This is a genomic window from Nocardioides sp. zg-1308, from assembly GCF_013155375.1.
In the GTDB taxonomy this organism is placed as follows: Bacteria; Actinomycetota; Actinomycetes; order Propionibacteriales; family Nocardioidaceae; genus Nocardioides; species Nocardioides renjunii.
Window position 1 is genome coordinate 376,051 of record NZ_JABJQY010000004.1, and the last position, 13,209, is coordinate 389,259.

Here is a 13,209-nt window from a genome sequence, read left to right on the forward strand (position 1 = left end):
ACGGTTCGGATGTGCACGTCGTGATCATGGGCTGCGGCCGCGTCGGCTCGACGCTCGCCCGCAGCCTCGAGGACCGCAACCACACGGTGTCGATCATCGACAGCGAGCCCGACTCGTTCCGGCGCCTCGGCCCGGAGTTCAACGGCGACAAGATCACCGGCTACGGCTTCGACCAGCAGGTGCTCGAGAAGGCCGGCATCCGGCGCGCCGACGCCTTCGCGGCGGTGTCCAGCGGCGACAACTCCAACATCATCGCGGCGCGCGTGGCGCGGGAGACGTTCGGCCTGCAGCAGGTCGTCGCCCGCATCTACGACCCGGGCCGCGCCGAGGTCTACCAGCGCCTCGGCATCACCACCGTCGCCACGGTCAAGTGGACCGCCGACCAGATCCTGCGACGGATCCTCCCCGCCGGCGCCGAGCCCGACTTCCGCGACCCGTCGGGCACCATCCGGGTCGACCACGTCCCGATCCCCGAGGCGTGGATCGGCCACCGCACGGTGGAGTTCCAGATGCAGTCGCGCAGCCGGATCGCGTGGATCGACCGGCTCGGCGAGGGCATGCTGCCGACCCGCGAGACGGTGCTGCAGGAGGGCGACATGCTGCACCTGGTCATGCGCGAGGAGCACGCCGCCCATGCCTACGCCGTCCTCGAGGCCGGCCCCGACAACGACTGATCGACCAGACCGAAGCCAGGAGCACCGTAGACATGCGCGTCGCCATCGCCGGAGCCGGAGCAGTGGGCCGATCGATCGCCCGCGAGCTCATCGAGAACGGCCACCAGGTCCTGCTGATCGACAAGAACCCCTCGTCGATCCGCCCCGAGCGGGTGCCCGACGCCGAGTGGCTGCTGGCCGACTCCTGCGAGCTGTCCTCGCTGGCCGAGGCCCAGCTCGGCAAGTGCGACGTGGTGATCGCGGCGACCGGTGACGACAAGGCCAACCTGGTCACCTCCCTGCTCGCCAAGACCGAGTTCGGCGTGCCCCGCACCGTGGGCCGGGTCAACCACCCCAACAACGAGTGGCTCTTCACCGAGGCGTGGGGCGTCGACGTCAACGTCTCGACGCCCCGCATCATGTCGGCGCTCGTCGAGGAGGCGGTCTCGATCGGCGACCTCGTCCGGCTGTTCACCTTCCGGCAGGGCAACGCCAACCTCGTCGAGCTCACCCTGTCCGCGGACTCCCCCTACGTCGGCACGCCCAGCGGGCTCGTGCCCTTCCCCGACAACTGCGCGCTCGTCACGATCCTGCGCGACGGACAGGTCTACACCCCCGACGCCGAGCAGCCGCTCGAGTCGGGCGACGAGCTGCTGTTCGTCGTGCCCGCCGAGGTCGAGCACGACCTCGAGCAGCTGCTCTCCCCCGGCCACTACTGAGTCGCGGCCCGCTGCTCAGGCGGGCGCGGGACCGGTCGTGACCGGCGTGCGGTTGCGCGAGAGCAGCCACACCATCGAGCCGAGTGCCGCGAGCTGGAGCGGCCAGCCGAGGACGATCTTGAGCACCCCCAGCGCCGCGACGGCAGCATCGGGGTCGATCGACCCCGAGGTGCCCGCGAGCCAGATCGGTGCCTGCACCGCCACCCTGAGCAGGCAGGGGGCGACGAGCAGCCACGTGAGCCGGCTGCACAGCTTCACGACCTGGCGGTCGGAGTGCCACGCCGTCGCGTCGCCGGTGATGCTGCCGACCATGAAGCCGACGAGCGGCCAGCCGATGAGGCAGGTGAACGCCAGCACGACGGCGTAGCCGCCGTTGTAGAGGATGCCGGGCAGGAAGTAGGCCAGGGCCTGGTCCTGCTCGGAGCCGCCCGAGGCTGCCGAGCGGTGCACGAAGTACCAGCCGATCGCGATCCCGAACAGGGCGTTGACGACGAACTGCACGGTGGAGCGCTGCACGAGCCGGACCAGGAGCAGCACCACGGCAGCGCCGATGCTCACCCACAGCGCGAGCTCGAGCTCGCGCATCGTCAGCCACGTGGCGGTGAACAGGATGGTCGGCACGGCGGCCTCGGCCATGCCGCGGCGGCCGCCGAGCGCCTTGGAGAGCTGCTGTCGCACCACGGCCTCGACCGTGTCGGTCTCCACCGGGTGCGCGGGCCGCTCCGAGGTCAGGCCGGGGGTCAGGTCCGAGGTCATCTCGGACGTCAGGTCGGAGGTGTGGTCACCGGTCCCGGCCGGCGTCTGGTCCGTCACGGCAGCAGCTCGTAGCGCGGGTTGAACATGATGGGGACGCCGCCTTGGCGGCCGATGCAGCCGGCCACGGTGACCGAGCGGCCGGGGTCGACGCCGCTGATGCGGCGGCGGCCGAGCCACACCACGGTGATGACGCCGGAGCCGTCGTCGAGCTCGGCCTCGAGGGCCGGCACGCCGCCACGCGGTCGCAGCGTCACCGTGCGCAGCACGCCGTTGACGACGACGTGCTCGCGCTCGGGCGCGTCCGCGATCGCGACCGCCTCGTGGGTGGCGTAGGACTGGCGGAGGTCACGCTGGTGCGCCTCCGAGCTGTCCGCCCACCGCGACAGCGCCTGGCGCAGGCGGCTCTTCTCCGGCACGGCTCACCTCACCCGGCGGGCGTCGTCCGGCAGCCTCACGGGCAGAGGCTCGCCGACGGGCATCGCGCCCTCACCACGGCGTACGACGACCTGCGCGAGCGCGTCCTCCCACTCCGGGGTCTCCTCCGGCTCGAGCGCCGGGCGCCCGAGGAACGAGGCCCGCAGCATCCAGCGGTCACCGTTGATCCCGATGATCCGCGACGGCTGCAGCGCGGTGGAGCCGTCGGGGCGCTTGACCGGCATCTGGCACACCAGCTCGGTGCCCCAGCGGCCCTCGCGCTCCACGGCCTGGCCACCGCGGCGGGCCATGTCCTCGGCGATCTGCGGCCGCACGTCGGACCACAGGTCGCCGTTGCGCGGAGCGGCGAAGGCCTGGAACTCGCAGGCGCCGTCGGAGCCGGCCAGCATGACGGCGCGGACCTGGCCGCTCGCCTCGTCGACCTGCAGCCGCAGCTCGCGGTCGGCGATGGCGGGCACCAGCAGCGATCCGAGGTCGGCACGGTCGGTGCCGTCGCCCTCGACCTGCGAGACGTCGAACGGTCCCGCGCCGCGCCCGGCGGACGCGGTGCCCGCCCCGGCGTCGCCCGCGGTCTCCGCGGCCGCGTCGGCGACGGTGTCGGTGGCCTCTGCCTTGCGGCGGAACTTCACGTCAGAACTCCTTGGTGGTGGGCCGTCGGTGGACCCCGGAGGCGTCCCGGGTCATGGACGCGCACCGGTACCCGTAGAACCGTAACCCCCGGCTCCCCGCACCGACTCCGGCAGCACCCCCACCTCGACGAAGCGAGCGCGCTCGAAGCGCTGGACGACGAGCTGGGCGATGCGGTCGCCGCGGGACAGCGTGACCGCCTCGACCGGGTCGTGGTTGATCAGCAGGACCTTGATCTCGCCGCGGTAGCCGGCGTCGACGGTGCCCGGCGTGTTGACGATCGACAGGCCGTGACGCGCCGCGAGGCCCGAGCGCGGGTGCACCAGCGCGACGTAGCCCTCGGGCAGCGCGACGGACAGCCCGGTCGGCACCAGCGCCCGCTCGCCGGGCGCCAGGGTGACGTCGACGGTGGTGTGCAGGTCGGCTCCGGCGTCGCCGGGGTGGGCGTACGACGGCAGCGGCAGGCCGGGGTCGAGACGGACGACGGCGATCTCGAGGTCGGGCCCGAGGTAGGCCCCGGGGTCGGGCGTGAGGTGGGCGTCGGGCACGAGGAGTGAATCTATAGGCTCTGCGCCGTGGACTACGCCGAACGCCTCACCGTCCCGCTGCGCTGGTGGGCGCAGGGGACCATGCTGGTGGCGTCCCTGTGGCTGGCCGTCCTGGCGGCCACGCCGGAGGTGGTCGCGTGGTCGGTGACGGCCGGGGCGCTGGCCGTCATGGTCGCGCTGTTCGTCTCCTACGGGTCCGCCCGCGTCGCGGTCGACCGGCAGGCCTTCCGGGCCGGCCGGGCGCAGGTGCCGCTCGAGCACGTGGGCGCGGTCACCCCCCTCGGCGCCGACGACGTACGTCGCCTGGCGGGCGTGGAGGCCGACGCGCGCGCCTACCTCCTGCTGCGCCCCTACCTCAAGCGCGGGGTGCGCGTGGACATCGCCGACCCCGCCGACCCGACTCCCTACTGGCTGGTCAGCTGCCGTCGGCCCGACGCCCTCGTCTCAGCCCTAGAGGCGGCGCGGACCCGCTGACGCGCTGGGTAGGGTTGCCGCCATGGCAGAGGACAGCTCGAAGATGTGGACCGTTTTCTCGCTGGTGAGCGCCCTGGGCGCGGCCGCGGTCGCCCGCAAGGCGATCGACAAGGGCTGGAAGGTCAGCACCGGCAAGAACCCGCCCGAGAACCCGGCCGACCCCGACGTCGGTGTGGGCGAGGCCGTCGCGTGGGCCGCCGTCACGGGGGCGATCATCGCCCTCGCCCGGATGTTCGCGCAGCGACGGGCGGCCGATTACTACACCAGGTCGACCGGCCACCGGCCGCCCGGCCTCCGCGCCGGCGACCAGGCCTGACCGGCCTGACCGGCCCGGCTCGGGCCGACACGTGACGAGGCCCCGGCCTGTCCCTCGCGGGACGGGTCGGGGCCTCGGTGCGTGCCTGTGCGACAGGACCTCAGGTGCGTGGACCTAGATGCAGTCGCGGCAGATGAGCTTCTTCTCGTCCGCGAGCTGCGAGCGGTGGTGCACCAGGAAGCAGCTCATGCAGGTGAACTCGTCGTCCTGCCGCGGCATGACCTCGACGGCGAGCTCCTCGTGCGAGAGGTCGGCGCCGGGGAGCTCGAAGGACTCAGCGGCCTCGGTCTCGTCCTCGTCGACCTTGCCCGAGTTCTTGTCGTGGCGGCGGGCCTTGAGCTCCTCGATGCTCTCCTCGCTCTGGTCCTCCTCGGACTTGCGTGGTGCGTCGTAGTCGGTGGCCATCGGTTCCCTCTCCCCATGCTGTGCCTCGTGCCTGCCGGATCGCGGCGGGCCCGAGTCGAGTTGTGCTCATCGTCGGCGCCAGATTGTGCACCATGGATCGGCTCCGTGGTGAGCCGGTCCGCGACGTGTCGCGTGAACAGTGGGCCACGTCCCCCTATTCCCGCCACCCCCGCGGGGGTCGCGCCACCCTTGGGGGCGGGTGACAGGTCGGCGGCCAGGCTGCGGTCAGGCGGACGGCGCCGCCAGGAACCCCGCCTGCGCGAGCGCCTCCACGAAGCTGTCCCAGCCCTGGGCCGGTGCGCCCACCACGACGTTGCGGACCGAGTGGTCCCCCAGGTCCAGGCTGCCGTCGAGCAGGTCGAAGCGCCCGCCGGCCTCGCGCAGGACCAGGCCTCCGGCCGACCAGTCCCACGGGTGCGGCCCGGCCTCGACGTAGGCGTCCGCGCTGCCGTCGGCGACGTGGCACAGGTCGAGGGCGCACGAGCCCATCCGCCGGATGTCGCGGACCTCCGGCAGCAGCCGGGCGACGCACCGGGCCTGGTGCTCGCGCACCTCGCGGCGGTAACCGAAGCCCGTCAGCACCAGGCGCTCCGCCAGCGGCGGCGTGGGGCGTACGGCGATGGGCCGGCCGTCGCGGGTGGCCCCGTGGCCCTCCGCCGCGGCGTACTCGAGGCCCGTCGGGATCGTCACCACGGCCCCGGCCACGACGCGCCCCTCGACCTCGGCGGCGATCGACACCGCGCAGTCCGGCAGCCCGTAGAGGTAGTTGACCGTGCCGTCGATCGGGTCGACCACCCAGCGGACGCCGCTCGTGCCGGGGCGGTCGTCGCCCTCCTCGCCGAGGATGGCGTCGTCGGGTCGCTGGGCGGTGATCCGCTGCCGGACGAGGGCCTCCACCGCCCGGTCCGCCTCGGTCACGACGTCGACCGCGCTGGTCTTGGTGTCGGCGACGTCGATGCCGTCCTGTCGCATCTCGCGGGCCAGTGCGGCGCCCTCGTGGGCGATCGAGCGGGCCAGGTCGCGCAGGGCGTCGGGCGCGGCCGTCACGAGTCGCGTCCGCAGAGGGCCGGGCGCGGCCCGCGCGGGTTGGGGCAGCAGCCTGCTCCGCAGATGTCGGGGCCCGGCGGCAGCGCGCCGACGGCGGGGCGCTCGGGCTGCTCACCGCGCTCGGCCGCGGCCCGCTCGAGCACCAGGTCGCGGACCATCGCGACGAAGCGCTCGTCGACGCCCGCGGTGGCGGCGCGCACGGCCTGGATGCCGAGCTTCTCGGCGGTCTCCATCGCCTCGGTGTCGAGGTCGTAGATGACCTCCATGTGGTCGGAGACGAAGCCGATGGGTGCGAGCACCACGCGCGTCACGCCGTCGCTGGCGAGCTCCTCGAGGTGGTCGTTGACGTCCGGCTCGAGCCAGGGCGTCGACGGGGCGCCGGAGCGCGAGCAGTAGACGAGGTCGTGGCGGTGGGTCCGGTTCGTGGCGGCCCTGACCCGGGCGGCCACCTCGTCGGCCACGCTGCGGTGCTGGGGGACGTACGCCGGGCGCCGCTGCCCGAGCGGGTCCTCGGACCCGCTGGTGTCCGCCATCGCGGTGGGGATCGAGTGGGTGACGAAGACCAGGCGGGCGGCGTCGCCGTTGTCGGGCAGCTGCTCGAGCGCGGCGAGGCACGCGTCGACGGCGGGCTCGATGAAGCCGGGGTGGTTGTAGTACTGGCGCAGCTTGTCCAGCCGCGGGGCACCGGGCGTCTCCTCGACGGCGTCCCAGAGGTTCTCGCGGTACTGCCGGCACGACGACCACGAGGAGTAGGCCGACGTCGCGAACACCGCGGCCCGCTCGACCCCGTCGGCGGCCATGCGGGCCAGCGTGTCGGCGAGGTAGGGGTCCCAGTTGCGGTTGCCGAAGTAGACCGGGAGGTCGATGCCCTGGTCGGCGAAGTCCTTCTCGAGGGCGGCGATGAGGGCGCGGTTCTGGTCGTTGATCGGGCTCTTGCCGCCGAAGAGGAAGTAGTGCTCGCCGACCTGCTCGAGGCGCTCGCGGGGGATGCCCCTCCCGCGCGTCACGTTCTCGAGGAACGGGACGACGTCCTCGGGCTTCTCCGGGCCTCCGAAGGAGAGCACCAGGAGGGCGTCGTACGGCTTCACGTCGGGGTGACCCGCAGGATTCATGTCGCCAGCGTAGGCCGCCCTACCATCACGCTGATGCTCGACTCCTACCGCCGGGTGCTGGCGCGCCCGGGCGCCCTCGCCTTCAGCAGCGCCGCACTCGTCGCCCGGCTCCCCATCTCCATGGTCGGGCTCGGCATCGTGCTGCTCGTCGAGGGGCGCACCGGCTCCTACGGCCTCGCCGGGACGGTGTCCGCGGCGTTCGTGCTGTCCGAGGCGGCGTTCGCGGTGCTGCACGGTCGGTGGGTCGACCACTTCGGCCAGGCGCGGGTGCTGCCCGCGGCCATCTCGGTCTTCGGCGCCGGGCTGGCGCTGATGATGCTGGCGGTCGAGCAGGACTGGCCGCGCGTGTGGACCTACCTCTTCGCCGCCGTGTCCGGCGCCGCGCTCCCGCAGGTCGGCGCCAGCGTGCGGACGCGCTGGTCGTACCTGCTCGACGACGCCGGCGAGAAGCAGACCGCGTTCGCGCTCGAGGCGGTGCTCGACGAGGTCGTCTTCGTCGTGGGTCCTGTCCTCGTCACCCTGCTGGCCACGAGCTGGCACCCGGTCGCCGGTCTGACGTCCGCCCTCGTCGCCGGCGTGGTCGGGACGTTCGCCTTCGCCGCGCAGCGCTCCACCGAGCCGCCGGCCGGGCGCAGCTCCGGCCCCGTCGGGGTCCGTCCCGCGATGCCGTGGCGGCTGGTCCTCCCCCTGGCGCTGGTCTGCCTGACGCTCGGCGCGCTCTTCGGCGCGGCCGAGGTCACCACCGTGGCGTTCGCGGAGGAGCAGGGCGAGCGCTGGGTCGCCGGCTGGCTGCTCGCCGTCTGGTCCCTCGGCAGCCTCGTCGCCGGCCTGGTCACCGGCGCGGTCGCCTGGCGCAGCGGTCCCGAGGTCCGGCTGCGCTGGGGCTCCGCGGCCATGGCGCTGGCGATGGCGCCGCTCATGCTGGTCCAGTCGATCCCGGTGATGGCGGTCGTGCTGCTGGTCGGGGGCCTCGCCATCGCGCCCACCATGATCGGCGCGATGACGATGGTGGAGCAGGGCGTGCCCTCGGGGCGGCTCACCGAGGGCATGGCGATCCTGCACACCGGGATCGTCGCCGGCGTCGCGCCGGGCGCGAGCATCGCGGGGTTCGTGGTCGACCACAGCGGCGCGTCGGCGGCGTACGGCGTCGCGCTCGCCGGCGGTGTCCTCGGAGCGCTCGCCGCCCAGACCGCCCGCCCGTCCTCTAGCGTGCGGGCATGACCCCACCCGTGCAGCCAGGTCCGACGGGCCACACCTGGCGCAACTGGTCCGGCCTCGAGGAGGCCGTGCCGCGGCACGTGGAGACGCCGCGCTCGGTCGAGGACGTCGTCGACGTCGTGCGCCGCACCCGCGAGGCCGGCCGGACGGTGAAGATGGCCGGCACCGGGCACAGCTTCACCGCCATCGCCGCGCCCGAGCACACCCTGCTGCGACCCGACGGCCTGACCGGCGTCCTCGCGGTCGACCGCGAGGCCATGACGGTCACCGCGCGCGCCGGCACCCCGCTCAAGGACCTCAACCTCGCGCTCGAGCGGCTGGGGCTGTCGCTGCACAACATGGGCGACATCGCCGAGCAGACGCTCGCCGGCGCCACCTCGACCGGCACCCACGGCACGGGTGGCGTGGCCGCCGGGCTCGCCGCGCAGCTCGCCGGGCTGGAGCTCGTCACCGGCACCGGCGAGGTGGTCCGCGCCTCGGCGCAGGAGAACCCCGACGTCCTCGAGGTGGCCCGGGTCGGCCTGGGGGCGCTGGGCATCCTCACCAGCCTGACCTTCCACGTCGAGCCGCTCTTCGTCGTGGAGGCCCACGAGGAGCCGATGACCTGGGCCCGCGGGCTGGCGTCCTACGACGAGATGGTCGCCGCGTCCCACCACGTCGACCTCTACTGGTTCCCGCACACCGACCGGCTGATGGTGAAGCAGAACGTCCGCACCGACCTCGACCCGGGCGAGCAGGAGCCGCCGTCGCGGCTCGCCGCCTGGTGGGAGGACGAGCTCGTGTCCAACTCCGTCTTCGGCGGCCTCTGCCGGGTCGGCTCGCGGGTCCCGCCGCTGGTGCCGAGGATCAACCGCGTCGCCGGCCGCGCGCTGTCCGAGCGGCGCTACAGCGACCTCGCGCACCGCGTGTTCGTCAGCCCGCGTCGGGTGCGCTTCCGCGAGATGGAGTACGCCGTCCCGCGCGAGGTCGGCCTCGACGTGCTGCGCGAGTGCCGCCGGGTGATCGACGCGAGCGACTGGCGCATCGCCTTCCCGGTCGAGGTCCGCACCGCCCCGGCGGACGACGTACCGCTGTCGACCGCCCACGGCCGCGACACCCTCTACCTCGCCTTCCACGTCCCGCAGGACACCGACCACACGGCCTACTTCGGCGGCCTCGAGCCGATCCTGCGCGAGGCCGGCGGTCGGCCCCACTGGGGCAAGGTGCACACCCGCACCGCGGCCGACCTCGCGCCGGCGTACGACCGCTTCGACGACTTCCTCGCCCTCCGCGACCGCCTCGACCCGGACCGGGTCTTCGCCAACGACCACCTCCGGCGGGTGCTCGGGGCCTGAGGTCCGCCGGTGGGCGGGTCAGACGTTGGCTGGCCCGCGGGGCATCGGCGCCTGCCAGCCCCGCACGAGGGCCAGCAGCCGCCACCCCAGGCAGGTGGCGAAGCCGGCGGCGGCCACGACCACCGTCGGCAGGTCGGTCCGGTCGAGGAGCACGGCGACGGCGGCACCCGCCAGGGCGGGCGTCGCGTAGAGGGCGCCCTCGAAGATGACCGGCACCCGTCCGGCCAGCACGTCGCGCATGATGCCGCCGCCGATCGCGGTGACCATGCCGAGCAGCGCCGCCGGCACGGGACCGACGCCGAGCTCCACGGCCTTGAGCGCCCCGGTCACGCAGAAGAGCGCCAGCCCGAAGGCGTCGAGCAGGGTGATGCCACGCTCGAGGCGCCCGATCGCCGGGTGGAAGGCGAAGGTCAGGGCGCCGGCGGCGAGCGGGACGAGGAGGTAGCGCCAGTCGGCGAGGGCCGCGGGAGGCGTCGCGCCGAGCAGCACGTCGCGGAGGAAGCCGCCACCGAGGCCGGTCACCCCGGCGAGGACGATCGCGGCGAAGAGGTCGAGGTTCTTGCGCACGGCGACCAGCGCGCCCGTCACGGCGAACACGAAGATGCCGACCAGGTCGAGCACGACGAGCGACGTGGCGAGCTCCGTCTCAGGCACGCCCCGAAGGCTAGGCCCTGGCCGTGGCACGCACGTCGGCGCGCCGCAGCCGAAGCGGTGGCGGAGCACCTCGCTGGCGTAGGCTCGAGCGAACGGATGCCCCGCGCATCGCCCACCCTCCCGAGGCAGGAGTCCGCCGTCCATGGCCAAGCTGACGTTCACCGGACGCAGCGGGGACGGCAAGCTCCTGCGCCTGGTGGACGAGTCGGGCCAGGAGCACGTCCTGGTGATCGACGCGAAGCTCCGCCGCGCCCTCTCGGACGCACCCGCCAGCAACGGCCAGTTGGAGATCCCGATGGAATCAAGCCTCCGCCCCCGCGACATCCAGGCCCGCATCCGCGCGGGTGAGACCCCCGAGGCGGTGGCCCACGCCGCCGGCACGTCGGTGGAGAAGATCGCGCCGTTCGCCGCCCCCGTCATGGCCGAGCGCGCCCACGTCGCCCAGCGCGCGCAGCTCGCGTCCGTACGCCGCCGCGCCAGCGAGTCCGGCGCGCGCACCCTCGGCGACGCCGTCACCGCCCACCTGCGCGCCCACAACGTCGACCCGGGCGGCGTCGAGTGGGACGCCTGGCGCCGCGAGGACGGTCGCTGGACCCTGACCGCCCTCTACGACGTCGCGGGCCGCGTCGGCACCGCCACCTTCTCCCACGACCCCCGCGGCAACTTCGTCACCGTCGACGACGAGGACGCCCACTGGCTGATCGGCGACATCGCGCCCGCGGCCCCGTCCCAGGCAGCCGCCGACGACCTCGCGGCAGCGCGGCAGCGCCGGCTCAGCGCCGTCGGCGACGACCCGCTCGCGGGTGACGCCGGGACCGACGATCGCGCCGGCGCGAGCGGTGACGCCCTCGGCGACGACGCGATCGAGATGGTGACCGCCGAGTCGGCCAACGAGACCACGATCGAGATCTCCGACCCGTCGCTGGGCGCCGAGCAGTCGGTCGAGGCCTACCTCGACGGCACCGACCAGACCGACGCGGCCGGGTCCACGTCGACCGAGGACGACCGCCCCGGGCGCGAGCCCGAGCAGCCCGCCGCCGACACGCGCGACGAGCCCCGCGCCAAGCCGGCCCGCAAGCGGGGCCGCGCCTCCGTGCCGAGCTGGGACGAGATCATGTTCGGCGGCCCGAGCGAGCGCGGATGAGCGCCTCGCAGGTCAGCGCCGCTCCCCCGCCGGCCGGCTGACGCCGTGCGTCTGGTCCAGCTCAACGTCCACCCGCTGAAGTCCGGGGCCGTCCGCCCCGTCCCGTCGGCCACCGTGCTGGCGCGCGGGCTCGAGGACGACCGCTCCTGGATGCTCGTCGACGCCGACGGGCGGCTGGTCTCCGCGCGGGAGGCCCACGCGACGCTCCGCGTCGTCGCCGACACGCCCGCCACCGACGCGTCCGTGACCGGCGCCCTGCGGCTGCGCGCCCCCGGCCTGGCGGACCTGGACCTCGACGTGCCCGACGGCCCGCCGGTCGACGTACGCCTGTTCTCCCTGGACCTGCACGCCGTCCCGGCCCCGGAGGCGGACGGCTGGCTCGCGGAGGCCCTCGGCCGCTCGGACCTGCGCCTCGTCTGGTGTCACGACCCGACCGAGCGCCGGCTCCAGCCGGGCTTCTCGGCCGAGGGCGACCACACCGCCTTCGCCGACGCCTTCCCCGTCACCATCGCCTCCCTGGCCTCGTTGCGTCGGCTGAACGACTGGATCCTCGAGCGAGCGCTCGAGGCCGGTGAGGAGCCGCCGGAGCCGCTGCCGGTCGAGCGGTTCCGCGCCAACCTGGTCGTCGACGGGGACGAGCCGTTCGCGGAGGACCAGTGGGAGGCGGTGACCGTCGGTGGCGTCCGGTTCCGGGTCGCCAAGCCGACGAGCCGGTGCGTGATGACGACGATCGACGCGCACACCCTCACCACGGCCAAGGAGCCGATCCGGACCCTCGCCCGGCACCGGCTCCTGGGTGGCAAGACGGTGTTCGCCGTCTCGATGGTCCCGGAGTCCGGCGGCCGGATCAGCGTGGGCGACGAGGTCCGGGCCGACGTCCTGTCGCGACCGGTCGCTCCGGGTCGGTGACCCAGCCGCTCCAGCTGCCGGGGTAGAGCGCCGCGGGGATGCCGGCGACCTCCATCGCGAGCAGGTCGTGGGCGGCGGTGACCCCCGAGCCGCAGTAGGCAGCCACCGTGCCGTCGGTGTGGGCGCCCACCCGGGCGTACGCCTCGCGCAGCCGGTCGGCCGGCAGGAAGCGCCCCCGCTCGTCGAGGTTGTCCGTCGTCGGCACGTTGACGGCGCCCGGGATGTGACCGGCCACCGGGTCCACGGGCTCCGTCTCGCCGGCGTACCTCTCGGTCGCTCGCGCGTCGATGAGCACGTCGACGCCGAGCACGTCGTCGGCGTCCACCACCGCGGTCCCCTTGACTGCGGAGACCGAGAAGTCGCCCGGCTCCGGGGTGGTCTCGCCGGACTCCGCCGGGTGCCCGTCCTCGAGCCACGCCGACCAGCCGCCGTCGAGGACCCGCACGTCGGCGTGCCCGTGGTGGCGCAGCAGCCACCAGGCGCGCGCGGCCGCCCGCCCCTGCCAGTCGTCGTAGACGACGACCGGCCGGTCACGACCCACCCCGACCCGCCGCATCGCCGCCTCGAAGGACGCCTCGTCCGGCAACGGGTGGCGGCCACCGGCGCCCGGCGGGGCGGCCAGGTCGCGGTCGAGGTCGACGTAGGCCGCCCCCGGGACGTGGCCGGCCGCGTGCTCCTCGCGTCCGGGCGGGCCGCCCATGGCGTAGCGCACGTCCAGCACGGTGACCCGGTCGAGCTCGGCTGCCAGCTCGTCGGGGCTGATCAGCGGGCCGCGGCCACCCGCCTCGGCGTCGGTCCGGGCAAAGTCCTCGTCCATGCCCGGCACGGTAGCCGCCAGGTCGGACGCGGGCTGTGACA

Annotated in this window: 17 protein-coding genes; 8 read left to right on the forward strand and 9 right to left on the reverse strand. The window is 74.2% G+C overall.

The genetic code is table 11. The annotated features are described in order from the left end of the window. Window positions 1-11: 11 nt before the first annotated feature. Together HN031_RS16725 and HN031_RS16730 are read left to right on the forward strand one after the other, a co-directional pair. Complete coding sequence (locus HN031_RS16725; protein WP_172272632.1) at window positions 12-674, forward strand: TrkA family potassium uptake protein; 663 nt, start codon at window positions 12-14, stop codon at window positions 672-674. Window positions 675-706: 32 nt separating this feature from the next. After that, a complete protein-coding gene (locus tag HN031_RS16730) occupies window positions 707-1,372 on the forward strand; it encodes a TrkA family potassium uptake protein (RefSeq protein ID WP_172272635.1) in 666 nt (221 codons plus the stop codon). Window positions 1,373-1,387: 15 nt separating this feature from the next. Here the strand turns inward: HN031_RS16730 and HN031_RS16735 are convergent, their stop codons facing one another. The 4 genes from HN031_RS16735 to dut are packed head-to-tail and all read right to left on the reverse strand — an operon-like array spanning window position 1,388 to window position 3,738. Further along, window positions 1,388-2,185, reverse strand: a complete 798-nt coding sequence (locus tag HN031_RS16735) for a DUF3159 domain-containing protein (protein WP_367650793.1) — start codon at window positions 2,183-2,185, stop codon at window positions 1,388-1,390. Continuing rightward, window positions 2,182-2,544, reverse strand: coding sequence for an OB-fold nucleic acid binding domain-containing protein (locus HN031_RS16740; RefSeq protein ID WP_172272638.1), 363 nt, complete (start codon window positions 2,542-2,544; stop codon window positions 2,182-2,184). Before HN031_RS16740 ends, HN031_RS16735 begins: the two co-directional genes overlap by 4 nt. A 3-nt stretch (window positions 2,545-2,547) precedes the next feature. Continuing rightward, a complete protein-coding gene (locus HN031_RS16745) occupies window positions 2,548-3,192 on the reverse strand; it encodes a DUF3710 domain-containing protein (RefSeq protein ID WP_172272643.1) in 645 nt (214 codons plus the stop codon). 51 nt (window positions 3,193-3,243) lie between these two features. Further along, window positions 3,244-3,738, reverse strand: coding sequence for a dUTP diphosphatase (dut, locus tag HN031_RS16750; RefSeq protein WP_172272646.1), 495 nt, complete (start codon window positions 3,736-3,738; stop codon window positions 3,244-3,246). Window positions 3,739-3,765: 27 nt separating this feature from the next. Here dut and HN031_RS16755 point away from each other — a divergent pair, with 27 nt between their 5' ends. Both HN031_RS16755 and HN031_RS16760 read left to right on the forward strand, forming a co-directional pair. After that, a complete protein-coding gene (locus HN031_RS16755; RefSeq protein WP_172272649.1) occupies window positions 3,766-4,212 on the forward strand; it encodes a DUF3093 domain-containing protein in 447 nt (148 codons plus the stop codon). A 22-nt stretch (window positions 4,213-4,234) separates the two neighbouring features. Continuing rightward, the gene (locus HN031_RS16760) at window positions 4,235-4,528 is read left to right on the forward strand and encodes a DUF4235 domain-containing protein (protein WP_172272652.1); all 294 of its coding nucleotides are present in this window, start codon (window positions 4,235-4,237) and stop codon (window positions 4,526-4,528) included. A 114-nt stretch (window positions 4,529-4,642) separates the two neighbouring features. Here the strand turns inward: HN031_RS16760 and HN031_RS16765 are convergent, their stop codons facing one another. From HN031_RS16765 to HN031_RS16775, 3 genes are all read right to left on the reverse strand, one after another. Further along, window positions 4,643-4,933 (reverse strand): DUF4193 domain-containing protein, encoded by a 291-nt coding sequence (locus HN031_RS16765; RefSeq protein WP_056600397.1) that lies wholly within the window; start codon window positions 4,931-4,933, stop codon window positions 4,643-4,645. Window positions 4,934-5,158: 225 nt separating this feature from the next. Further along, window positions 5,159-5,980 carry an inositol monophosphatase gene (locus tag HN031_RS16770; RefSeq protein WP_367650794.1) on the reverse strand — a complete coding sequence of 274 codons (822 nt, stop codon included), beginning with the start codon at window positions 5,978-5,980 and terminating at the stop codon, window positions 5,159-5,161. Then, window positions 5,977-7,092: a ferrochelatase gene (locus HN031_RS16775; RefSeq protein WP_172272655.1), complete on the reverse strand. Its 1,116-nt coding sequence runs from the start codon at window positions 7,090-7,092 to the stop codon at window positions 5,977-5,979. Before HN031_RS16775 ends, HN031_RS16770 begins: the two co-directional genes overlap by 4 nt. Window positions 7,093-7,125: 33 nt before the next feature. On the opposite strand from HN031_RS16775, the gene HN031_RS16780 reads away from it, so the two are divergent. Both HN031_RS16780 and HN031_RS16785 read left to right on the forward strand, forming a co-directional pair. Further along, entirely contained in the window at window positions 7,126-8,313 is a 1,188-nt protein-coding gene (locus HN031_RS16780; RefSeq protein WP_172272658.1) for an MFS transporter, read from the forward strand. Further along, window positions 8,310-9,644, forward strand: coding sequence for a D-arabinono-1,4-lactone oxidase (locus HN031_RS16785; protein WP_172272661.1), 1,335 nt, complete (start codon window positions 8,310-8,312; stop codon window positions 9,642-9,644). The genes HN031_RS16780 and HN031_RS16785 overlap by 4 nt, the downstream gene beginning before the upstream one ends. A gap of 18 nt (window positions 9,645-9,662) precedes the next feature. Here the strand turns inward: HN031_RS16785 and HN031_RS16790 are convergent, their stop codons facing one another. Beyond that, entirely contained in the window at window positions 9,663-10,298 is a 636-nt protein-coding gene (locus HN031_RS16790; RefSeq protein WP_322424127.1) for a trimeric intracellular cation channel family protein, read from the reverse strand. Window positions 10,299-10,440: 142 nt separating this feature from the next. On the opposite strand from HN031_RS16790, the gene sepH reads away from it, so the two are divergent. Beyond that, window positions 10,441-11,442 carry a septation protein SepH gene (sepH, locus tag HN031_RS16795; protein ID WP_172272667.1) on the forward strand — a complete coding sequence of 334 codons (1,002 nt, stop codon included), beginning with the start codon at window positions 10,441-10,443 and terminating at the stop codon, window positions 11,440-11,442. Between the two features lie 45 nt (window positions 11,443-11,487). Beyond that, a complete protein-coding gene (locus HN031_RS16800) occupies window positions 11,488-12,351 on the forward strand; it encodes an MOSC N-terminal beta barrel domain-containing protein (RefSeq protein WP_172272670.1) in 864 nt (287 codons plus the stop codon). Here HN031_RS16800 and HN031_RS16805 read toward each other — a convergent pair. Continuing rightward, window positions 12,290-13,168 carry a sulfurtransferase gene (locus HN031_RS16805; RefSeq protein ID WP_172272673.1) on the reverse strand — a complete coding sequence of 293 codons (879 nt, stop codon included), beginning with the start codon at window positions 13,166-13,168 and terminating at the stop codon, window positions 12,290-12,292. The genes HN031_RS16800 and HN031_RS16805 overlap by 62 nt on opposite strands. Between the last annotated feature and the right edge of the window lie 41 nt (window positions 13,169-13,209).

What these genes read in the sequence shown, in the direction of transcription:
- HN031_RS16805 (WP_172272673.1), bottom strand. Translation starts at nt 13,168, where the DNA reads ATGGACGAGGACTTTGCCCGGACCGACGCCGAGGCGGGTGGCCGCGGC.
- sepH (WP_172272667.1), top strand. Translation starts at nt 10,441, where the DNA reads ATGGCCAAGCTGACGTTCACCGGACGCAGCGGGGACGGCAAGCTCCTG.
- HN031_RS16765 (WP_056600397.1), bottom strand. Translation starts at nt 4,933, where the DNA reads ATGGCCACCGACTACGACGCACCACGCAAGTCCGAGGAGGACCAGAGC.
- HN031_RS16760 (WP_172272652.1), top strand. Translation starts at nt 4,235, where the DNA reads ATGGCAGAGGACAGCTCGAAGATGTGGACCGTTTTCTCGCTGGTGAGC.
- HN031_RS16775 (WP_172272655.1), bottom strand. Translation starts at nt 7,092, where the DNA reads ATGAATCCTGCGGGTCACCCCGACGTGAAGCCGTACGACGCCCTCCTG.
- HN031_RS16730 (WP_172272635.1), top strand. Translation starts at nt 707, where the DNA reads ATGCGCGTCGCCATCGCCGGAGCCGGAGCAGTGGGCCGATCGATCGCC.
- HN031_RS16785 (WP_172272661.1), top strand. Translation starts at nt 8,310, where the DNA reads ATGACCCCACCCGTGCAGCCAGGTCCGACGGGCCACACCTGGCGCAAC.
- HN031_RS16780 (WP_172272658.1), top strand. Translation starts at nt 7,126, where the DNA reads ATGCTCGACTCCTACCGCCGGGTGCTGGCGCGCCCGGGCGCCCTCGCC.